At 71.5% G+C, this 20,823-nt stretch carries 16 protein-coding genes; 4 read left to right on the plus strand and 12 right to left on the minus strand.

Translation table 11 applies throughout. The annotated features are described in order from the left end of the window. Positions 1-5: 5 nt before the first annotated feature. From recX to ACWD26_RS30740, 4 genes are all read right to left on the minus strand, one after another. On the minus strand, positions 6-962 hold the full coding sequence (recX, locus tag ACWD26_RS30725) for a recombination regulator RecX (protein WP_451275213.1): 957 nt from the start codon (positions 960-962) through the stop codon (positions 6-8). 3 nt (positions 963-965) lie between these two features. Further along, positions 966-2,096 carry a recombinase RecA gene (gene recA / locus ACWD26_RS30730; RefSeq protein ID WP_451275214.1) on the minus strand — a complete coding sequence of 377 codons (1,131 nt, stop codon included), beginning with the start codon at positions 2,094-2,096 and terminating at the stop codon, positions 966-968. Between the two features lie 300 nt (positions 2,097-2,396). After that, a complete protein-coding gene (locus ACWD26_RS30735) occupies positions 2,397-3,737 on the minus strand; it encodes an AI-2E family transporter (protein WP_451275233.1) in 1,341 nt (446 codons plus the stop codon). Positions 3,738-3,945: 208 nt separating this feature from the next. After that, positions 3,946-4,140 carry a DUF3046 domain-containing protein gene (locus ACWD26_RS30740; protein WP_451275215.1) on the minus strand — a complete coding sequence of 65 codons (195 nt, stop codon included), beginning with the start codon at positions 4,138-4,140 and terminating at the stop codon, positions 3,946-3,948. A gap of 78 nt (positions 4,141-4,218) precedes the next feature. On the opposite strand from ACWD26_RS30740, the gene ACWD26_RS30745 reads away from it, so the two are divergent. The 4 genes from ACWD26_RS30745 (at position 4,219) to ACWD26_RS30760 (ending at position 12,197) form a co-directional block, all read left to right on the plus strand. Next, a complete protein-coding gene (locus tag ACWD26_RS30745; RefSeq protein WP_451275216.1) occupies positions 4,219-5,163 on the plus strand; it encodes a hypothetical protein in 945 nt (314 codons plus the stop codon). A gap of 277 nt (positions 5,164-5,440) precedes the next feature. Beyond that, complete coding sequence (locus ACWD26_RS30750) at positions 5,441-10,459, plus strand: ATP-dependent helicase (protein ID WP_451275217.1); 5,019 nt, start codon at positions 5,441-5,443, stop codon at positions 10,457-10,459. A gap of 86 nt (positions 10,460-10,545) precedes the next feature. Beyond that, complete coding sequence (locus tag ACWD26_RS30755) at positions 10,546-11,400, plus strand: Fpg/Nei family DNA glycosylase (protein ID WP_451275218.1); 855 nt, start codon at positions 10,546-10,548, stop codon at positions 11,398-11,400. Between the two features lie 32 nt (positions 11,401-11,432). After that, positions 11,433-12,197: an SDR family NAD(P)-dependent oxidoreductase gene (locus ACWD26_RS30760; protein WP_451275219.1), complete on the plus strand. Its 765-nt coding sequence runs from the start codon at positions 11,433-11,435 to the stop codon at positions 12,195-12,197. On the opposite strand, the gene ACWD26_RS30765 is transcribed toward ACWD26_RS30760, so the two are convergent. The 8 genes from ACWD26_RS30765 to ACWD26_RS30800 all read right to left on the minus strand — a co-directional run bounded on the left by ACWD26_RS30765 (position 12,145) and on the right by ACWD26_RS30800 (position 20,702). Beyond that, complete coding sequence (locus ACWD26_RS30765; protein WP_451275220.1) at positions 12,145-12,438, minus strand: hypothetical protein; 294 nt, start codon at positions 12,436-12,438, stop codon at positions 12,145-12,147. The two genes, ACWD26_RS30760 and ACWD26_RS30765, sit on opposite strands and share 53 nt — an antisense overlap. Positions 12,439-12,656: 218 nt before the next feature. Continuing rightward, positions 12,657-13,127 carry a Dps family protein gene (locus ACWD26_RS30770; protein WP_451275234.1) on the minus strand — a complete coding sequence of 157 codons (471 nt, stop codon included), beginning with the start codon at positions 13,125-13,127 and terminating at the stop codon, positions 12,657-12,659. A gap of 283 nt (positions 13,128-13,410) precedes the next feature. Continuing rightward, positions 13,411-13,788 (minus strand): helix-turn-helix domain-containing protein, encoded by a 378-nt coding sequence (locus ACWD26_RS30775; RefSeq protein ID WP_005481441.1) that lies wholly within the window; start codon positions 13,786-13,788, stop codon positions 13,411-13,413. Between the two features lie 109 nt (positions 13,789-13,897). Continuing rightward, positions 13,898-14,443: a CinA family protein gene (locus tag ACWD26_RS30780; protein ID WP_451275221.1), complete on the minus strand. Its 546-nt coding sequence runs from the start codon at positions 14,441-14,443 to the stop codon at positions 13,898-13,900. Next, on the minus strand, positions 14,440-15,171 hold the full coding sequence (pgsA, locus tag ACWD26_RS30785) for a CDP-diacylglycerol--glycerol-3-phosphate 3-phosphatidyltransferase (RefSeq protein ID WP_451275222.1): 732 nt from the start codon (positions 15,169-15,171) through the stop codon (positions 14,440-14,442). The genes ACWD26_RS30780 and pgsA overlap by 4 nt, the downstream gene beginning before the upstream one ends. Further along, positions 15,168-16,649 (minus strand): 30S ribosomal protein S12 methylthiotransferase RimO, encoded by a 1,482-nt coding sequence (rimO, locus tag ACWD26_RS30790; protein ID WP_451275223.1) that lies wholly within the window; start codon positions 16,647-16,649, stop codon positions 15,168-15,170. The genes pgsA and rimO overlap by 4 nt, the downstream gene beginning before the upstream one ends. Before the next feature lie 125 nt (positions 16,650-16,774). Beyond that, the gene (locus ACWD26_RS30795; protein WP_451275224.1) at positions 16,775-17,638 is read right to left on the minus strand and encodes a helix-turn-helix domain-containing protein; all 864 of its coding nucleotides are present in this window, start codon (positions 17,636-17,638) and stop codon (positions 16,775-16,777) included. Positions 17,639-17,960: 322 nt separating this feature from the next. Next, positions 17,961-20,702 carry a DNA translocase FtsK gene (locus ACWD26_RS30800; protein WP_451275225.1) on the minus strand — a complete coding sequence of 914 codons (2,742 nt, stop codon included), beginning with the start codon at positions 20,700-20,702 and terminating at the stop codon, positions 17,961-17,963. Between the last annotated feature and the right edge of the window lie 121 nt (positions 20,703-20,823).

Genomic DNA, 20,823 nt, shown 5'->3' on the forward strand with positions numbered 1-20,823 from the left:
CTCGCTCAGTACCCCTCGTCCAGCCCCTCCGTGTCCTCCCCCTCTTCCTCCAGTGCCTGGCGGACGACCCGGAGGGCCATCCCCTCGGGGTAGCCCTTGCGGGCGAGCATGCCGGCGAGGCGGCGGAGGCGTTTGTCGCGGTCGAGGCCCCGGGTGGAGCGCAGCTTGCGGGCGACGAGTTCGCGCGCGGTGCTCTCCTCCTGCTCCGAGTCGAGCTGGGAGACGGCCTCGTCGATCAGCGCCGAGTCGACGCCCTTGGTGCGCAGCTCACGGGCGAGGGCTCGACGGGCCAGGCCCCGGCCGTGGTGCCGGGACTCCACCCACGCGTCCGCGAACGCGCTGTCGTTGATCAGCCCGACCTCCTCGAACCGTGACAGCACCTCGTCCGCCACATCCTCGGGGATCTCGCGTTTGTGCAGGGCGTCCGCGAGTTGCTTGCGGGTGCGCGGGGTCCCGGTGAGCAGGCGCAGACAGATCGCGCGCGCCCGCTCAGCCGGGTCCCCTGAGGACTCGCCTTTCTCGGCCCTCGACGAGAAAGACGAACCCCCGTCCTGCGGCCCCCCGTCGTCCGGGCCGTCGCCCGACTCCCCGAAGCCACGCCGGCGACCGCCACGGCCACCGCGCCGGCCACGAGCATCGCCGTCGCCCACACCATGCGAGGCACCGCCACCGCGCCGACGGGCACCGCCGCCCGAGCCCGCACCGGAGCGCGAGCCGTCCCCACGCCGACCGGTATCGCCGTCGCCGTCGCTGTAGCCGTCGCCGTCGCCGTCGCCGTCACGGTCGTACGGCTCGCCGTCGTGGAACTCATCGTCATGGAGCCCGTCCGCGCCGTACGACGGTGGGTCGTCGTACGGTCCGGACCCGTGCCCTTCCCTGACGGGTCCCCCGGTACCCCCGCGCCCCCGGCTCTCGGGGGCACTGGGGTATGCGTACTCGCCCCAGTCCGTTCTGCGTGTCACGGACTAGCTCTTCGCCGCCGCGGCCTTGGTCTTGGGGGCCTTGGCAGCGGGGGCCGGCACCGACTTCGCGGCGTCGTCCGAGGCAGGCGCGGTCGAGACCGCCGCATCCGCGCCCGGCTCGGTGCTGGGCTCCTCGGGCCGGACGCCGACGCCCAGCTTCTCCTTGATCTTCTTCTCGATCTCGTTGGCGAGGTCCGGGTTGTCCTTCAGGAAGTTGCGGGCGTTCTCCTTGCCCTGGCCGAGCTGGTCGCCTTCGTACGTGTACCAGGCGCCGGCCTTGCGGACGAAGCCGTGCTCCACGCCCATGTCGATCAGGCCGCCCTCGCGGCTGATGCCCTGGCCGTAGAGGATGTCGAACTCGGCCTGCTTGAAGGGCGGCGCGACCTTGTTCTTGACGACCTTGCAGCGGGTGCGGTTGCCGACCGCCTCGGTGCCGTCCTTGAGGGTCTCGATGCGCCGGATGTCGATGCGCACGGAGGCGTAGAACTTCAGCGCGCGGCCACCCGTCGTGGTCTCCGGGGAGCCGAACATCACGCCGATCTTCTCGCGGAGCTGGTTGATGAAGATCGCGGTGGTCTTGGACTGGTTGAGCGCGCTGGTGATCTTCCGCAGGGCCTGGCTCATCAGGCGGGCCTGCAGACCGACGTGGCTGTCGCCCATCTCACCCTCGATCTCCGCGCGCGGGACGAGCGCGGCGACGGAGTCGATGACGATCAGGTCGAGGGCGCCGGAGCGGACCAGCATGTCCACGATCTCCAGGGCCTGCTCGCCGTTGTCCGGCTGGGACAGGATCAGGTTGTCGATGTCGACGCCGAGCTTCTTCGCGTACTCGGGGTCGAGGGCGTGCTCGGCGTCCACGAAGGCCACCTGGCCGCCGGCCTTCTGGGCGTTCGCCACCGCGTGCAGGGTCAGGGTCGTCTTACCGGAGGACTCCGGGCCGTACACCTCCACCACACGGCCGCGCGGAAGGCCGCCGACACCGAGGGCGACGTCGAGTGCGGTCGACCCGGTGGGGATGACCTCGATGGGCTCGTTCGGCCGCTCGCCCAGGCGCATCACCGCACCCTTGCCGAACTGTCGTTCAATCTGTGCGAGCGCGGCGTCGAGCGCCTTCTCGCGGTCGGTTCCTGCCATGGGTTCCACCCGATTTGCTTGAGTCGATCGCTTCACGTGAAAGACGCTAACGCCTGCCACTGACAATGGGCCCCGACGCCCGCCCGACCTGTGGATAACTCGGGCACTTCTCCACGAAAACCCTGGCGAACTTCCGCCAGGGGCCCCGCCGGAGCCTCCATAAGAATGGATGTTCGATTTTAGTGTCAAGCGCACCACTCGGCCCCCGGAGGGCTTCCGGAGGGGTGGGTTCACGCGCGGACGGGGGCCGTGTGCCGGGCTCGGCATCGGTCGGGTGGACGGGTTACGGCGACAGCCGCCTCACGGGGTGCCGTCGCCAGGGCCGGAGCCGTTGTCGGGCCTGGGGCCGTCGTCCGGTCCCGAGCCCTTGTCGGGGCCCGAGCCGTCGTCGGGCCTGGAGCCGCCTTCCGGTGCGGTGCTGCCCCCTGGTCCGGCGCCGTCCCCGTCCCCCGTGCGTCGTCTGTGGTCCAGCTTCTCCTCCAGCCGCTTGCGCACGCGCGTGAGGACATCCCCACCGGTCCCGTCCTGCTCCCGTCTCTCGTGCGGGCGCTTGCGCAGTCGGGCGAGGAGGTTGCGCGAGCCGCGTCTGCGGTGCCCGTGCACCCGAGGGTCGTCCGTGACGTCGTACCGCTTCACGTACGCGCCGAGGAAGGCCTGCAGGGTGGCGATGGCGGGGATGGCGATGAGCGCGCCGACGGCGCCGAGGAGCGCGGTGCCGGCGATGACCGAGCCGAAGGCGACGGCCGGGTGGATGTCCACGGTCTTGGCGGTCAGCTTGGGCTGCAGCACGTAGTTCTCGAACTGCTGGTAGATGACCACGAAGACGAGGACCCACAGGGCGTACCAGGGGTTGACCGTGAAGGCGATCAGCATCGGCAGGGCGCCCGCGAGATAGGTGCCGATGGTGGGGATGAACTGCGAGACCAGACCGACCCAGACCGCGAGCGCGGGCGCGTACGGCACGTCCAGGTACTCCAGCAGGACGTAGTGCGCCGTACCTGAGATCAGGGCCATCAGCCCGCGTGAGTACAGATAGCCGCCGGTCTTGTCGACGGCGATCTCCCACGCGCGCAGCACCTCGGCCTGCTTGGCGGGCGGCAGCACCGAGCACAGCGCGCGCCGCAGCCGTGGGCCGTCGGCGGCGAAGTAGAAGGAGAACAGCGCGATCGTCAGCAACTGGAAGAGGCCGCCCAGGACCTGCGTGGAGATGTCCAGGACGCCGGTGGCGCTGTTCTGCACGTACCGCTGCAGCCAGTCGGAGCGCAGCAGCCCCTCCTGGATGTCGACGCGCTTGAGCTCGGTGTGGAAGGTCGTGTTGATCCAGCTGATGACGGAGTCGAGGTACGCCGGGAAGTCCTCGACCATCTTGATGATCTGGCCGGCGAGCATCGAGCCGAGCAGGGTGACGAACCCGGCGGCCCCGATCAGCGTGATCAAAAAGACCAGGAAGGTGGCGAAGCCCCTGCGCAGGCCCTTCGAGGCCATCCAGCTCACCGCGGGTTCGATGGCGAGCGCCAGGAAGAACGCGATGAGGATGTTGACCAGCAGCCCGATGAGCTGGTGGAACGCCCAGCTGCCCAGCTGGAAGACGGCGACGAGGGAGAGCGCCAGCACCATGGCGCGCGGCAGCCAGCCGGGCATGCGGCCGTTCGGCGCGGCACCGGGACCCGGACCGGCCAGGGGCCTGGTGGGCGGTGTCGTACCGAACGGGGGTGCCTCGGGCTCGAACTGCGCGGTCTCGTCTGTGGGGGCCACGGACCAAGTCTCGCCCACACCACCGACAATCAGACGCCGCCCCCGGATCTTCCGGACCGACTACCGGCGACGGATCGGTGAAGTCCGTGCGCTTTCAGCGGTTTTCGGCCGGAACGCCCATGGTCGCGCACACCACGCGCCACACGTCCTTGGCCTCCCAGCCGGCGTCCAGCGCCTCATGCACGGTGCGCCCGCCGAGGTCGGACATCACGTGATCGCGCGCGAAGGTTTCGGCGTACCCCTCACCGAAGTGATCCGCCATCCGCTGCCAGAAGACCGTCAACCGCATGAGTCCAGTATCCCGCCGAGGGGGTGGGCCTCGCCGGGACCGCCTCCCGAGACCGCTTTCCGCCCTACGGTCGGACCCATGGCCGAAACCGGAGCATCCCCACTCCCCTCGTCGTCCCCGGCGCACACCCCACTCGCCCGCGCCGAGCAGTTCGTCTGGCTGACCGCGCGCGTACTGGAACAGCGCCGCTTCGCGTACCACTTCCTGGACGGGGGTGCCGACGCGGTGGAGGCCGCGCTGGCCGCCTATCGCAACGCCGACGAGGGGTACGGCCACGCGCTCGAACCCGATCTGCGCGGGCCCGTGAGCCAGCCGCTGCACACCGGGCACGCGCTGCGCGTCCTGGACTCGATCGGACGCTGTGGCGGGCAGCGCGTGGAGCGGGTCTGCCGCTATCTGACCTCGGTGTCCACCCCGGACGGGGCCCTTCCGGCCGTGCATCCCAGCCAGCGGGGCTACCCGGCCGCGCCGTTCGTGCCGATCGTCGACGACCCGCCCAGTGACCTGCTGGCCACCGGGCCCGTGGTGGGCCTGCTGCACCGCAACCAGGTGTGGCACGCGTGGCTGTTCCGGGCCACCGACTTCTGCTGGCAGGCGGTCGAGTCCCTGGAGAAGTCACACCCCTACGAGGTCCACGCCGCCGTGGCGTTCCTGGAGTCCGTGCCCGACCGCCCCCGCGCGCAGGCGGCCGCCGACCGGCTCGGCCGCCTGGTACGCGAACACCGGCTCGCCACGCTGGATCCGGACCGGCCCGACGACTACCCCGTGTCCGCCGGTTACGCACCGGGCGAGCACCACTACCCGCACGACTTCGCCCGCACCCCGGAGTCGCTCGCCCGCGCGTGGTTCACCGACGAGGAGATGGCCCGCTCCCTCGACTTCCTGGCGAGTGAGCAGACCGAGGACGGCGGTTGGCCGATCCGCTGGCGACGGTGGGCCCCGAGCACCGCGATGGAAAGCCGCCCGATCGTGACGATCGAGGCGCTGCGGACGCTGCGGGCGTACGGGCGGCCGATCGGCTGAGGACGGTCGGGGTTCGGCGAGAACGCCGCCACGCGTGCGTGCCGCACAAACAGGGCGCACGCGCGCGGTGCCGCCCGACAGCCGCCTCCTTCCGGCCGCCCGGTCGGTCGTCGGCTCTGCGGCCCCCTCCACCCAGAGGACGACCCGGGGGGCCAGCGCGGCCACCAGGACACCGGCGGGCTGGGCCCGCCACCGGCCGAGGTCGCGCCCAAGGCGAACCCGGACAGTCCGACCGCAGGCCCGGGCCATTGTCAGTGGGCGGGTGCAGGATGGGGGCATGGTCAGCTCCGCAGATCGAGCCCTCGACGGCTTCTCCCCCGCGACCCGCGGTTGGTTCACGGGGGCCTTCTCCGCGCCCACCGCGGCCCAGGCGGGCGCGTGGCGGGCGATCGGCGAGGGCTCGGACGTGCTGGTGGTCGCCCCGACCGGCTCCGGCAAGACGCTGGCCGCGTTCCTCGCCGCGCTGGACCAGCTGACGTCGACCCCGCCCCCGGCCGACCCGAGGAAGCGCTGCCGGGTGCTGTACGTGTCACCGCTGAAGGCCCTCGCGGTGGACGTGGAGCGGAACCTGCGCAGTCCCCTGACCGGCATCCGACAGGAATCGGTGCGCCTCGGGCTGCCCGAGCCCGAGGTCAAGGTGGGCATCCGCTCAGGGGACACCCCGGCCGCCGAGCGCCGCGCCCTGTCCACGCGCCCGCCGGACATCCTGATCACCACCCCCGAGTCGCTGTTCCTGATGCTGACGTCGGCCACGCGCGACGCGCTCACGGGCGTGGAGACAGTGATCCTGGACGAGGTGCACGCGGTCGCGGGCACCAAGCGAGGCGCCCACCTGGCCCTCTCCCTGGAGCGGCTCGACGAGCTGCTGCCCAGGCCCGCACGCCGTATCGGTCTGTCCGCCACCGTGCGCCCCGTCGACGAGGTCGCGCGCTATCTCTCCCCGCGCCGCCGGGTGGAGATCGTCCAGCCCCCGTCCGGCAAGGAGTTCGACCTCTCCGTCGTCGTGCCGGTCGAGGATCTGGGCGAGCTGGGCGGCTCCCCGGTCGCCGACGGCAGCGAGGGCGCGGAGCGGCCGTCGATCTGGCCGCACGTCGAGGAGCGGATCGCCGACCTCGTCCAGACGCACCGCTCCACGATCGTGTTCGCCAACTCCCGCCGCCTCGCGGAGCGGCTGTGCAACCGGCTCAACGAGATCGCGTACGAGCGGGCCACCGGCGAGCCCCTGGACGAGCATCACGCCCCGGCCGAGTTGATGGGCGGCTCGGGCGCGGCCCAGGGAGCGCCCCCGGTCCTCGCGCGGGCCCATCACGGGTCCGTCTCCAAGGAGCAGCGCGCCCTGGTCGAGGAGGATCTGAAGGCGGGCCGCCTCCCGGCCGTCGTCGCCACCTCCAGCCTCGAACTGGGCATCGACATGGGCGCGGTGGACCTCGTCGTCCAGGTGGAGTCGCCGCCCTCGGTCGCCTCCGGCCTGCAACGCGTGGGCCGCGCGGGACACCAGGTGGGCGCGGTCTCCACAGGCGTCGTCTTCCCCAAGTACCGCGGCGACCTGGTCCAGTCGGCCGTGGTCACCGAGCGGATGCGCAGCGGCTCCATCGAGTCCATGCGGATCCCCGGCAACCCCCTGGACGTCCTGGCGCAGCAGGTCGTCGCCATGACCTCGATGGACACCTGGCAGTTCGACGACCTCCTCGCCACCGTCCGCCGCGCCGCCCCGTTCGCCGCCCTCCCCGAGTCCGCGTTCACAGCGGTCCTCGACATGCTCGCGGGCCGCTATCCGTCCGACGCCTTCGCGGAGCTGCGCCCGCGCGTGGTGTGGGACCGGGTCGCCGGGACGATCACGGGGCGGCCGGGCGCCCAGCGTCTCGCCGTCACCTCCGGTGGCACGATCCCCGACCGAGGCCTCTTCGGAGTCTTCCTCGCCGGCTCCGACCCCAAGAAGGGCGGCGGCCGGGTCGGCGAGCTCGACGAGGAGATGGTGTACGAGTCCCGGGTCGGGGACGTCTTCACCCTCGGCACCAGCTCCTGGCGCATCGAGGACATCACCCGCGACCGGGTGCTGGTCTCCCCCGCCCCTGGCGTCCCGGGCCGCCTGCCCTTCTGGAAGGGCGACCAGCTCGGCCGCCCGCTCGAACTGGGCCGCGCGGTCGGAGCATTCCTGCGCGAGGTGGGCTCCCTGTCCGAGGAGGACGCCCGGCTGCGCCTGCTGGCGGCCGGCCTCGACGCCTGGGCCGCGGACAACGTCCTCTCCTACCTCGCCGAACAGCGCGAGGCCTGCGGCCACGTCCCCGACGACCGCACGATCGTCGTCGAACGCTTCCGCGACGAGCTGGGCGACTGGCGGGTCGTCGTCCACTCCCCCTTCGGCGCCCAGGTCCACGCCCCCTGGGCGCTCGCCCTGGGCGCGAAGCTGTCCGAGCGGTACGGCATGGACGCCCAGGTCATGCACGCCGACGACGGCATCGTGCTGCGGTTGCCCGACGCCGACCTGATGGGCCTGGACCTGCTCGACATGGAGCCCATGAAGGCGGGTACCGCATACGACGCCGAGCAGGCCCCCGTCGGCGCGGCGGACGTCGCCTTCGACAAGGGCGAGGTCGACCAGATCGTCACCGACCAGGTGGGCGGCTCAGCGCTGTTCGCGTCCCGCTTCCGCGAATGCGCCGCCCGCGCGCTCCTGCTGCCCCGCCGCAACCCCGGCAAGCGCACGCCCCTGTGGCAGCAGCGCCAGCGCGCGGCCCAATTGCTCCAGGTCGCCAGCGAGTTCGGCTCGTTCCCGATCGTCCTGGAAGCGGTCCGCGAATGCCTCCAGGACGTCTTCGACGTCCCCGGCCTCACCGAGCTGATGGGCGACATCGAGTCCCGCAAGGTCCGCCTCGTCGAGGTCACCACCCCGGAGCCCTCCCCCTTCGCCCGCTCCCTCCTCTTCGGCTACGTCGCCCAGTTCCTGTACGAGGGGGACTCCCCGCTCGCCGAGCGCCGCGCCGCCGCCCTCTCCCTGGACTCGCGGCTGCTGGCTGAGCTACTGGGCCAGGCGGAGCTGCGGGAGCTGCTCGACGCCGAGGTGCTGGTCGAGCTGGAGCGGGAGCTGCAGTGGCTCACCGAGGACCGCCGCGTCAAGGACGCCGAAGGCGTCGCGGACCTGCTTCGTCTCCTCGGACCGCTCAGGGGCGCGGAGTTGGCCGAGCGCGGCGCCGAACCGCAGTGGGCGCGGGAGCTGGCCGGGGCCCGCCGTGCCATCCGGGTCCGGATCGCCGGCACGGACCACTGGGCGGCGATCGAGGACGCGGGCCGCCTGCGCGACGCTCTCGGAACGGCCCTGCCGGTCGGCGTTCCGGAAGCCTTCACCGAGCCGGTCAAGGACCCCCTCGGCGACCTCCTCGCCCGGTACGCGCGCACGCACGGCCCGTTCACCTCGGCCACCGCCGCCGCCCGCTTCGGCCTCGGCGTGGCGGTCACGGACGGCGCCCTCCACCGCCTCGCGGCGAACGGCCGTGTCGTGCAGGGTGAGTTCCACCCGGCGGGCATCGGCCAGGAGTGGTGCGACGCGGCGGTGCTGCGCCGTCTGCGACGCCGCTCGCTGGCGGCCCTGCGGCACGAGCTGGAGCCGGTGCCGCCCGCCGCGCTCGCCCAGTTCCTGCCGCAGTGGCAGCACGTGGGCGGCGGCCACGGGCTGCGCGGCATCGACGGACTGGTGCGCGCGATCGAGCAGCTGCAAGGCGCTTCGGTGCCCGCCTCCGCGCTGGAGAAACTGGTCCTCCCGACCCGGGTGGCCCACTACACCCCCGCGATGCTCGACGAGCTCACCGCGGCCGGCGAAGTCGTCTGGGCGGGCGCGGGAGCCCTGCCCGGCAAGGACGGCTGGGTCTCGCTGTACCTGGCGGACTCCGCTCCGCTCCTCCTCCCACCCCCGCTCCCCCTGGAGCTGACCGCGCTCCACGAGTCGATCCTGAGCGCCCTCTCCGGCGGCTACGGCCTGTTCTTCCGCCAGATCGCCGACCAGGTCCGCGCGACCACCCACCCCGACGTCACCGACCCCCAACTGTCCGATGCCGTCTGGGACCTGGCCTGGTCGGGCCGGCTCACCAACGACACCCTCGCCCCCATGCGCTCCCTCCTCGGCTCGGGCCGCACCGCGGGCTCCACCGCCCACCGCGCCAAGCGCACGGTCCCGCGCGGCCGGTACGGCTCCCTGACCGCCGCCGCACGCCCCCAGTCCCGTACGGGCCCGCCCACGGTCGCCGGCCGCTGGTCCCTCCTCCCCGCCCAGGAGCCCGACCCCACTGTCCGCGCCCACGCCCTGGCCCGCACCCTCCTCGACCGCCACGGCGTCGTGACCCGAGGCGCCGTGGCCGCCGAGGGAGTCGAGGGCGGCTTCTCCGCGATCTACCGCGTCCTCTCCGTCTTCGAGGAGAGCGGCCAGGCCCGACGCGGCTATGTGGTCGAGGGTCTGGGCGCCGCCCAGTTCGCGATGGACGGCGCAGTGGACCGCCTACGGGCCGTGGCCAACGCCCGCGAACGAAACGAGCCCCTGCCCAGCCCCACCCCGCACGACTCCACCGAAGGCCCCGGCCCGACCCCGGCCCCCTGGGACGGCTTCCCGGACAGCCTTGCCCTCCCCGACGGCCCCGGGCCAAGGAATTCCTCCACTCTCAGCGCCCCCTTCGCCCCAGCCGATTTCGACGCCCAGACCAAGGCAGACGCGGACACAGACGCCGAGGCCGCCTCCGACTCCCACGGCAGCTACGGCAGCTACGGCAGCTACGGCAGCTACGGCGAGCACAGCCCGTACGGCGAAGGCACCTCCTACAGCAACCCCAGCAGCCCACACGGCCGAAGCAACGCGTACAACCAATCCAGCTCCTACGGCCGAGGCGGCCCCCCGAACCGCACCCGCCCCACCCCCTCCCCCCGAGCCGTCGTCCTGGCCGCCGCCGACCCCGCGAACGCCTACGGCGCCGCCCTCCCCTGGCCCGAGCCGCCCACCGAGGCCGGCCACAAACCTGGCCGCAAGGCGGGCTCTTTGGTGGTCCTGGTAGACGGCGAGCTGACCCTCTACATGGAGCGCGGCGGCAAGACCCTGCTGGCCTGGCCCGCCGACCCGGACGGCAGACCGATGGACGACCCCCGCCTCCGCCCGGCAGCCGAAGCCCTGTCCGCAGCGGCACGAGCAGGCTCACTCGGCACGGTCACCGTGGAACGCGTGAACGGCACCTCCGCCCTCACGTCCCCCCACGGCCCCCTTCTCGAAGGAGCAGGCTTCATCGCAACCCCACGCGGCCTACGCATCCGAGCCTGATCACTGAGCCCCTGACCACGAGAGCCCGGCCCGAAGGGGCGAGGGGACCTGCGCGACCGACCCCAAACCCATGCCACCCTTGACCCATGCCCGAAGGTGACACCGTCTGGCAAACGGCGAGACGACTCCACACCGCCCTCGCCGGCAAAGTCCTGTCCCGCTTCGACCTCAGGGTCCCGAAGTACGCCACGGCCGACCTCACCGGCCGTACCGTCCTGGACGTGACCCCCCGCGGCAAACACCTCCTCACCCGCATCGAAGGCGGCGTGACCCTCCACTCCCACCTGCGGATGGACGGCTCCTGGAAGGTGTACCGCAACGACGAGCGCTGGCGCGGCGGCCCGGCGCACCAGATCCGCGCGATCCTGGGCACCACCGACCGTACGGCCGTCGGCTACCGCCTCCCCGTGCTGGAGCTGATCCGCACCACCGACGAACACCGCGCCGTGGGCCACCTCGGCCCTGATCTGCTCGGCCCGGACTGGGACCCCGACCAGGCCCTCGCCAACCTCCTGAGCGACCCCGCCCGCCCCCTCGGCGAGGCCCTCCTGGACCAGCGCAATCTCGCCGGCATCGGCAATGTCTACAAGAGTGAGCTGTGCTTCCTGCTCCGGGTCACCCCCTGGCTGCCCGTCGGCGCGCTCCCGGAGGACATCGCCACCCGTCTGCCCGCCCTCGCCAAGAAGCTCCTCGAGGCCAACCGCGACCGGCCGATCCGCAGCACGACGGGCCACCGCCACCACGACCTCTTCGTGTACGGCAGAGCCCCCCGCCCCTGTCTGCGCTGCCACACCTCCGTCCGCGCGGCCGACCAGGGCGACGGCTCCCGCGAACGTCCCACCTACTGGTGCCCCACCTGCCAGACGGGCCCCGCGCCGGCACCGGGCACCGCCGCAGCACCCCGTCCGAACCCCCGCGCTCAACGCCACCCACCTAATTGACGGACCGTCAGAAACGCTCGTACCGTCGCCTCATGCCCATTCCGGCGTATGACCTCACCGGCCGCACCGCGTTCGTCACCGGCGCCGGCAGCGGTATCGGCCGCGCGTCGGCCGTGCTGCTCGCCCAGGCGGGCGCCACCGTGCACTGCGCGGACCGTGACGCGCAGGGCCTGCATGAGACGGCGACCCTGATCAAGGCGGGGAACGGGACCGCGCACACCCACCATCTCGACGTCACCGACCGCGCCGAGCTCGCGCGGGCGGTGGCCGCCTGCGACCGGCTCCATGTGACTGCGGCCATCGCCGGGATCATGCACAGCAGCCCGGTCCTCGAGACCCGCGACGAGGACCTCGACCGGGTGTGGAGCGTCAACTTCAAGGGCGTACTGCACGCTTGCCAGGAAGCGGCCCGCCGGATGATCGCCGACGGGACCCGGGGCAGCATCGTCACCATGGCCTCCGGCGCCGTCGACACCGGCGGTCCCGGCTTGCTCTGCTACGGCGTGACCAAGGCCGCGGTGGTCCAGCTGACGAAGACCCTGGCGACCGAGGTCGGCCCGCACGGCATCCGCGTCAACGCGGTGGCCCCGGGCTGGATCCGTACGCCCATGACCGACCGCCACGACAGCGCGACACAGGCGCGGACGGAGTCCTTCATGGCCAGGCTGTCACCGCTGGGCCGGGTCGGTGAGCCCGACGACATCGCGCACGCCGTGCTGCATCTCGCCTCAGACGCCTCGGCGTTCACCACGGGCCAGATCCTCCGCCCGAACGGCGGGGTGGCCATGCCCTGGTGAGCGCGGCCCCCACCGCACCCCCCAGAGCCGGGCCACCCCCCGCGCCCCCTGACGCGTCCCCCGGCCGTCCCGGCGCCCGCCCCTTCGGTACGCAGTGCACAGGCAGGAGACTCAGCCCCCACCCACCGGCCGCGACCGCCCCCTCCACCGCGCCGGCGTCCGGCACCAGCGCGAGCCGCAGCACACCCCACCACCACAGCGCACCGAGCCCCAGAGCCGCCCCCCAGCGAACTGTCCGCATGGCCGCCACCTCCAGGCCTCCGGGCCCCCAGAACGACGCTAGACGGGCCCTGTCACGGCCGGAGAGGGCGCACCACCGGCACAGGGACGCACGGCCTCCTCACAGAGACGGCGTCCCCAGGGCACCCGACGCGCCCCGCAGCCGCACACCGCGCTCCCCACGCCCCCGCCGCATCCACGGGCACGGCCGGGTCGGGCATCCGCGCGCACGTGCCCCCGCTACCCGTTCTCCGCCTGGAACATCCAGTGGTGCTTCTCGAGATCGGCCGTGATGCCGATGAAGATGTCCTGGCTCACCGGATCCGCCTCCGCGGTGCTCTCCACCCGCGCCCGCATCCGGGTGATCACCGCGCCGAGCGCGTCCACCAGGGTCCCCACCGCGTCCGTGTCCTTGACCCAGCCGTCGGGGACCTTGCCGATACCGCTGCTCGCGGCCACCGTCCCGGCCCGCCCGTCCGGCGAGACACCGAGCGTGGAAGCGCGTTCGGCGACCGTGTCGGAGTGCAGCCGGGCGGTGTCCACGACCTCGTCGAGCTGGAGATGGACCGACCGGAAGCGCGGCCCGACCACGTTCCAGTGGATCTGCTTGGCCACGAGCGAGAGGTCGACGAGATCGACCAGGGCACCTTGCAGCGCCTCGGAGACGGTCTTGAGATCGGCCTCGGACAGCGGGCTCTTCACCACGTACATCAGCACGCTCCGGTTTCTTGAGACGGACCGTACGACCCTGTGCGCCCGTACGACCCTGTGCGCCTGCCGCGGCGTACGAACGCATCGCACGCACGCCCCCGAGCCCGCCCCTCCACCATGACCGCACACCACCACCCCGGCAAACGGGAGCCCCAGGCAACACAGAAGCCCCGGTCGGCACCCCCAGGTCTCCCTGGAGGCCCCGTCCGGGGCTCCCGCTTCCGCTTCTTACCGCGTCATCTCTGACTTCATCGGCGCGCGCCGAACCTCACACACACGGCTGTCACGCCGCGACGACGTCCACCGCTTCGGCGGGCGCCTTGATCGTGACCCGCTCCGGCGGCACACCGGCCACCGAGACGGAGTTGAGCATGGGTCGACGCACTGGTGCTGGCACCGGCTCGGTGGCCGCTGCGGACTGGGCCAGCTCGGCAAGGGCGAGCTCGTCGCTCACTTCCCGCATGAGCTCGGACATCCGTACGTCCAGCGCGTCGCAAATGGCGGAGAGCAGTTCGGAGGAAGCCTCCTTCTGCCCCCGCTCCACCTCGGAGAGATAGCCGAGTGAGACTCGGGCGGACGAGGAGACTTCGCGCAGAGTACGGCCCTGGCGCTGGCGCTGCCGACGCAGCACGTCACCCAGCAGGCGACGGAGCAGAATCATCGGTGGCTCCCTCCTCGGACCGCGTAGCCGCATCCATCACGCCCCACCGTACCGCCTTGCGCTGCGGCCGTGCGGGGAGCGCTGTTGTGTTCACTCAGGGCTGCAAACATCAAGTCCCCCCGTTCTGTTCCGTATCCTGTGCCCGCTCATTCCCGGTCTGTTCGCCCGCAAGCTCCTGAAGGAGCAGTGCGAGTACGCTCCGTACACTCTCCATACGGATTTCCGTCCGGCCGCCGTTCAACCGCAACGACGACACTTTCCCGCCACCTGAGACGCCGGAACCCGCCGCGGACGGCCCGGCGACGGCCACATAGACCGTGCCGACGGGCTGGCCGTCCTGAGGGTCCGGGCCTGCGACTCCGGTGGTCGAAATTCCCCAGTCGGCGCCGAGCGCCTCGCGGACACCGAGCGCCATCTGGGCCGCGACCTGCGGATCCACCGCTCCACGCTGGTCCAGGAGGGTGGCGTCGACGCCTAGCAGCTGGTGCTTCAGCTCGGTGGCGTACGCGGTGACCGATCCCCGGAAGGCCTGGGAGGACCCCGGGGCCGCCGTGATCGCGGCCGCGACCAGACCACCGGTCAGCGACTCGGCGACAGCGAGCGTCTCACCCCTCACAGTCAGTAGTCGCAGCACGTCGGCGGCCGTGGAAGTCAACGTTCCGCTCCCTCCGCCGCGGCTTCTCGCTCGGCGGTTCCACGCCGACGCAGCACAATGGCCTGTCTCACATAGTCGAGTCCGGTGACGACGGTCAGGACGACCGCCACGGCCATCACCCACCACCTCAGGGTGGCCAGGGGCCCCTCCAGTGCCAGGACGTACATCCCGACGGCGATGCCCTGGGTCAGTGTCTTCAGCTTGCCGCCGCGGCTCGCCGGAATGATTCCGTAGCGGATGACGATGAAACGCAGCAGCGTGATCCCCAGTTCCCGGCCGAGGACGACTCCCGTCACCCACCACGGCAGATCGCCGAGGGAGGAGAGGCAGATCAGCGCGGCACCCATGATCGCCTTGTCGGCGATGGGGTCGGCGATCTTGCCGAAGTCGGTGACCAGGTCGTACGTCCGGGCCAGATGGCCGTCGAAGACGTCGGTGATCATGGCGACGGCGAAGGCCGCCCACGCCCAGGCCCGCCAGACCGGATCGTACCCGCCGTCCATGAGCATCAGGACGACGAAGCCCGGTACGAGGACCAGGCGGACCATGGTCAGGATGTTCGCGATGTTCCAGAGGCTGGCCTGGTTGACGGCGGCAGCTCCCAGCTTCCCGCCACGCACGGACCGCGCTTCTCCGGCAGCGCTCGGGGCGCTGGGAGCGCCGGAGGCGCTCGTCGCGCCCTTGGCGCCGGAGGTGCCGCCCGCCGCGGATGCCGGGACTCCCGTCATCTGGCCGCCTCCTCAGTACACGCGAGGGAGTGGAGCGAACCCGGAAGCGCCTCGGCCACCAGATCGACGCCTTCCGTGCCGACCACCTTCGCCTCGACCATCAGGCCGACGCGCAGCTCGTCGCCGTTCGTGAACAGCACCTGGCCATCCGTCTCGGGCGCCTGGTGAGCGGCGCGGCCGGACGCGCCCTCGTCGCCGTCGACCGACTCGACGAGCACGCGCACGGTCTGTCCGACGCGCTCCTCGGCACGCTGCGAGACCAGCTCCTCGGCCAACCGCGAAACGCGGGCGAGCCGCTCGGCGACCACGTCCTCGTCCAGCTTGCCGTCGTACGTCGCCGCCTCGGTGCCCTCCTCGTCGGAGTACCCGAAGACGCCGATGGCGTCCAGTCTCGCGCCGTTCAGGAACCGCTCCAGCTCCGCGAGGTCGGCCTCGGTCTCACCGGGGAAGCCCACGATGAAGTTGGACCGCACGCCGGCCTCGGGGGCCTTGGAACGGATGGTGTCGAGCAGCTCCAGGAAGCGGTCGGTGTCGCCGAAGCGGCGCATCGAGCGCAGCACGGCGGGGGCGGAGTGCTGGAAGGAAAGGTCGAAGTAGGGCGCGACCTTGGGTGTGGAGGTGAGCACGTCGATGAGGCCGGGCCGCATCTCGGCGGGCTGGAGGTAGCTCACCCGCACCCGCTCGATGCCGTCGACCTCGGCGAGCTCGGGCAGCAGGGACTCCAGTAGCCGGATGTCGCCCAGGTCCTTGCCGTAGGACGTGTTGTTCTCGGAGACCAGCATGACCTCCTTCACGCCCTGCTCGGCGAGCCAGCGGGTCTCGTTCAGCACATCGCTCGGCCGGCGCGAGATGAAGGAGCCGCGGAAGGAGGGGATGGCGCAGAACGAGCAGCGGCGGTCGCAGCCGGAGGCGAGCTTCACCGAGGCGACGGGTGAGCCGTCGAGCCGGCGGCGCAGCGGCGACCTCGGCCCCGAAGCAGGAGCGAGACCTTCCGGAAGATCGACGGGGGCGTGCCCCGGCAGCGCGACCTCGGCCGCCGACTCCTGGCGCTCGGCCGGGCTGATCGGCAGCAGCTTGCGCCGGTCGCGCGGGGTGTGCGAGGCGTGGATGCCGCCGTTCAGGATGGTCTGGAGGCGGTCGGAGATGTTCGCGTAGTCATCGAAGCCGAGCACGCCGTCGGCCTCGGGCAGCGCCTCGGCCAGCTCCTTGCCGTACCGCTCGGCCATGCAGCCGACCGCCACGACGGCCTGGGTTCTGCCGTGGCCCTTGAGGTCGTTGGCCTCCAGGAGCGCGTCGACGGAGTCCTTCTTGGCGGCTTCCACGAAGCCACAGGTGTTGACGACCGCGACGTCCGCTTCGTCGGCGTCCTCGACGAGCTCCCAGCCGTCCGCCTCCAAGCGGCCTGCGAGCTCCTCCGAGTCCACCTCGTTACGGGCGCAGCCAAGAGTGACGAGTGCGACGGTACGGCGTTCAGGCATGGGCTCAAGACTACTTCGTCCCACTGACAGCCCACGTCGACGGGGTTGGCCGATCTTGGCCAACCCCGTGCATGCGTTTCCCTTTGCGTCCTGTGTACGTGCACCCTCTGCTCCGTACCGGACGGTCAGCCGACCTCCGGGTCGCCCTTCGTGTACGTCAGGCGTTCGACCTGGCCGGGCTGGAAGTCGTCCTCGATCTTCTTGCCGTTGACGTAGAGCTGGACGGCTCCGGCGTCGCCGAGGACGAGGCTGATCTTGGAGCTGTCCTGGAAGGTCTTGGACTGGCCCTGCTTGAGGAGGCCGTCCCACAGGAACCGGCCGTTGTGGTCCTTGGCGGAGATCCAGCTGCGGCCGTCGGTGGCGCTGACCTGCACGGTCACCTTGTCACGGGGCGCGGCCGCGATGGCGCTGTCGGTCGGGTCGGGCTTCGGATCGGCGTCGGGCTTGTCGGCCTTGGGCGTGGGCGAGGCGGGCTTGCTGGTGGTCGGCGTGGAACCCTCGGCGACCTGCGTGGTGTCACCGTCGTCGCCACCGTTGAACGCGGTGAAGCCGACGAAGCCGATCACCGCGACGATCGCGGCGACCATGGCGGCGGTCCAGTTGGGACCGCGCCGCTCGGGACGGATCCGCTCCGCCTCGAACAGCGGTGCCGCCGGTGTCGGCGCGGGCCGCCCGCCGTGGGCGTCGTCGTACTGCGCGAGCAGCGGGGCGGGGTCGATGCGCACCGCGCGCGCGAGGGTGCGGATGTGACCGCGCGCGTAGACGTCGCCACCGCAGGGGGTGAAGTCGTCCTGCTCGATCGCGTGCACGATGGCGATGCGGACCCGGGTGGCGTTGCTGACGTCGTCGACGGTCAGCCCGGCCTCGATGCGTGCCTGCTGGAGGGCACGGCCGATCGAGGGGCGTTCCGCCAAGCGTTCGTCACGGTCGTCTTCGAACGGACGCTCGTCTTCGGGGAAGTTGCCGTCAGGGGAGTTGCCGATGGACACGGGGGCGCCTTTCGAGCGTGTAGCCACCTGTGCTGGAAGTTCAGTCTAGGGGGGGTGCGAAAGGGTGGGGCAACCGGGCGGTGGGACTTTGTACGCCATCAGAATGGCCGGACATCCTGCTGGTGGTGAGGGTCGGGCATGAGGCTTTCCCCTCCTCCAACTTGACGTACGCCGGAGGGAAACGGTTGCTCACCATTTCCTTACGGGTAGGTCACGTTCGAATACCCGGATGCCGTAATCCCATCCGTGTTCCGCCCGCCGGACAACCCGTTTTCCCTGTCGTGCGCCCCTGTTGCGCCCCTCCGCGATCCCGCTGCGGCCCTTACGCCTCAGTCTCCCCCCGGATCACTGCCAGCACGCCGTCCAGCTCATCGGGTTTCACAAGAACGTCACGTGCTTTGGAGCCCTCGCTCGGGCCGACGATGTTCCGGGACTCCATGAGGTCCATCAGCCGCCCGGCCTTGGCGAAGCCGACACGCAGCTTGCGCTGGAGCATGGAGGTCGAGCCGAACTGGGTGGAGACGACCAGTTCGGCCGCCTGGCAGAGCAGGTCGAGGTCGTCGCCGATCTCCTCGTCGATCTCCTTCTTCTGCTTGGCACCCACGGTGACGTCGTCCCGGAAGACGGGCGCCATCTGATCCTTGCAGTGCTGGACGATCGCCGCGACCTCGTCCTCGGTCACGAACGCGCCCTGCATACGGGTCGGCTTGTTCGCCCCCATCGGCAGGAAGAGCCCGTCGCCCTTGCCGATCAGCTTCTCGGCGCCGGGCTGGTCGAGGATGACGCGCGAGTCGGCGAGCGAGGAGGTGGCGAAGGCCAGCCGCGAGGGCACGTTCGCCTTGATCAGACCGGTCACGACGTCCACGGACGGCCGCTGGGTGGCGAGCACCAGATGGATGCCTGCCGCGCGCGCGAGCTGCGTGATCCGCACGATCGCGTCCTCGACGTCCCTGGGCGCGACCATCATCAGGTCGGCCAGCTCGTCCACGATCACCAGCAGGTACGGGTACGGCTGGAGCTCGCGCTCACTGCCCTCGGGCAGCTTGACCTTGCCGTTCCTGATGGCCTCGTTGAAGTCGTCGATGTGCCGGTAGCCGAACGCGGCCAGGTCGTCGTAGCGCAGGTCCATCTCGCGCACGACCCACTGGAGCGCCTCGGCGGCCCGCTTGGGGTTGGTGATGATCGGTGTGATGAGGTGCGGGATGCCCTCGTACGCGGTCAGCTCGACGCGCTTGGGGTCGACGAGGACCATGCGGACGTCCTCGGGGGTCGCGCGGACCATGATCGAGGTGATCAGGCAGTTGATGCACGACGATTTGCCCGAGCCGGTCGCACCCGCGACGAGCACATGGGGCATCTTCGCCAGATTGGCCATCACATAGCCGCCCTCGACGTCCTTGCCGAGCGCCACCAGCATCGGATGGTCGTCCTCGGCCGCGTCCGCGAGGCGCAGGACGTCACCGAGGTTGACCATCTCCCGGTCGGTGTTGGGGATCTCGATGCCGACCGCCGACTTGCCGGGGATCGGACTGATGATCCGTACGTCCGGGCTGGCGACGGCGTACGCGATGTTCTTGGTGAGCGCGGTGATCCGCTCGACCTTGACCGCCGGGCCCAGCTCGACCTCGTAGCGCGTGACCGTCGGCCCACGGGTGAAGCCGGTGACGGACGCGTCCACCTTGAACTCGGAGAAGACGTTGGAGAGCGCGGCCACTATGGCGTCGTTGGCGGCGCTGCGCGTCTTGCCGGGCCCGCCCCGCTCCAGCAGGTCGAGCGAGGGCAGGGCGTAGGTGATGTCGCCGGAGAGCTGGAGCTGTTCGGCGCGCGGCGGCAGCTCGCGGGGCTCGTCGGGGGCCTGCTTGGTGAGGTCCGGGACCAGCGAGTCCTGCTTGGCCGCCCTGGGCTTCTTGGCGGCCGGGGCTTCCCGCTCGGGCGACTTGCTGCGCGCGGCCGGGACGGGGGTGGTCTCCTCGCGGTCCCCCACGCTCACCCCGTGGGTGAGGTCGGCGACCACGGGCGAGGGCGGCATGCCGTGCAGGACGGCCCCGTCGAGCGCGGCCGCGGCGGCCGCGGCCACGTCCACGGCGTCCATCGGCCGGTCAGGGTCGGGCTGCCGTACGGCGGAGCGCCTCGGGCGGCGCTTGGTGAGGGCCTCCTGTTCGGCGCCGTCGGGGTCGTACGGCTCGGGGGCGGAGCCGCGCCTGCGGGGGCGCGCGGGCAGCGCATCGCGCCACTGCTCGTCGTAGCGGGCGTCGTCCTCGCCGTAGTCGTCGTCCTCGTCGTCCTCGTCGTCCGCGACGATGCCCAACTTCTGCCCTAGCAGCCGCAGCCGCTGCGGGATGGCGTTGACCGGCGTCGCGGTGACGACGAGCAGCCCGAAGACGGTGAGCAGCACGAGCATCGCCACGGCGAGGGCCTCGCCCATGGTGTACGTCAGCGGGGTGGCGGTGCCCCAGCCGATGAGCCCCCCGGCGTCCCTTATCGCCTGCATGCCGACGCTGCGGGCGGGCGACCCGCAGGCGATGTGGACCTGGCCGAGCACGCCGATGACGAGCGCGGACAGGCCGATGACGATGCGGCCGTTGGCCTCGGGCTTCTCGGGGTGCCGGATGAACCGTACGGCGATGACCGCGAGCAGTATCGGCACGAGCAGGTCGAGCCGGCCGAAGGCACCGGTCACGAGCATCTCGACGAGATCGCCGACCGGCCCGCGCAGGTTGGACCAGGTGCCGGCGGCGACGATCAGGGCGAGGGCGAGCAGCAGCAGCGCGACGCCGTCCTTGCGGTGCGCCGGGTCGAGATTCTTCGCGCCCTGCCCTATGCCACGGAAGACGGCGCCGACGGCGTGCGCGGCACCGAGCCAGATGGCGCGTACGAGTCTGTACACGCCCCCGGTCGGATTGGGCGCCGGCTTCGGAGGGGCCGTCTTCTTCGCCGCCGCCTTCCGGGCGGGTGCCTTCTTGGCGGCGGCTTTTTTCGCGGGGGCCTTCTTCGCCGGAGCCTTCGTCGGAGCGGCCGCCTTCTTCGCGGGCGGCTTCTTCGCTGCGGACTGACGTGAGGCCATGAGTGTGAGGTTACCGGTGGAGGCCACAGCCGACACGTGTGCCTACTGCTTCACCCGTTCGTGTCGCGTATGTGTCGCCCCGAAGCTGACGCGGCTTGACGGGCCCTCAGCCCGCCGGGCC

This window comes from Streptomyces sp. NPDC002787 (genome assembly GCF_053592095.1).

What these genes read in the sequence shown, in the direction of transcription:
- recA (WP_451275214.1), bottom strand. Translation starts at nt 2,096, where the DNA reads ATGGCAGGAACCGACCGCGAGAAGGCGCTCGACGCCGCGCTCGCACAG.
- ACWD26_RS30735 (WP_451275233.1), bottom strand. Translation starts at nt 3,737, where the DNA reads ATGCCCGGCTGGCTGCCGCGCGCCATGGTGCTGGCGCTCTCCCTCGTC.
- ACWD26_RS30740 (WP_451275215.1), bottom strand. Translation starts at nt 4,140, where the DNA reads ATGCGGTTGACGGTCTTCTGGCAGCGGATGGCGGATCACTTCGGTGAG.
- ACWD26_RS30745 (WP_451275216.1), top strand. Translation starts at nt 4,219, where the DNA reads ATGGCCGAAACCGGAGCATCCCCACTCCCCTCGTCGTCCCCGGCGCAC.
- ACWD26_RS30750 (WP_451275217.1), top strand. Translation starts at nt 5,441, where the DNA reads ATGGTCAGCTCCGCAGATCGAGCCCTCGACGGCTTCTCCCCCGCGACC.
- ACWD26_RS30755 (WP_451275218.1), top strand. Translation starts at nt 10,546, where the DNA reads ATGCCCGAAGGTGACACCGTCTGGCAAACGGCGAGACGACTCCACACC.
- ACWD26_RS30760 (WP_451275219.1), top strand. Translation starts at nt 11,433, where the DNA reads ATGCCCATTCCGGCGTATGACCTCACCGGCCGCACCGCGTTCGTCACC.
- ACWD26_RS30765 (WP_451275220.1), bottom strand. Translation starts at nt 12,438, where the DNA reads ATGCGGACAGTTCGCTGGGGGGCGGCTCTGGGGCTCGGTGCGCTGTGG.
- ACWD26_RS30770 (WP_451275234.1), bottom strand. Translation starts at nt 13,127, where the DNA reads ATGTACGTGGTGAAGAGCCCGCTGTCCGAGGCCGATCTCAAGACCGTC.
- ACWD26_RS30775 (WP_005481441.1), bottom strand. Translation starts at nt 13,788, where the DNA reads ATGATTCTGCTCCGTCGCCTGCTGGGTGACGTGCTGCGTCGGCAGCGC.
- pgsA (WP_451275222.1), bottom strand. Translation starts at nt 15,171, where the DNA reads ATGACGGGAGTCCCGGCATCCGCGGCGGGCGGCACCTCCGGCGCCAAG.
- rimO (WP_451275223.1), bottom strand. Translation starts at nt 16,649, where the DNA reads ATGCCTGAACGCCGTACCGTCGCACTCGTCACTCTTGGCTGCGCCCGT.
- ACWD26_RS30800 (WP_451275225.1), bottom strand. Translation starts at nt 20,702, where the DNA reads ATGGCCTCACGTCAGTCCGCAGCGAAGAAGCCGCCCGCGAAGAAGGCG.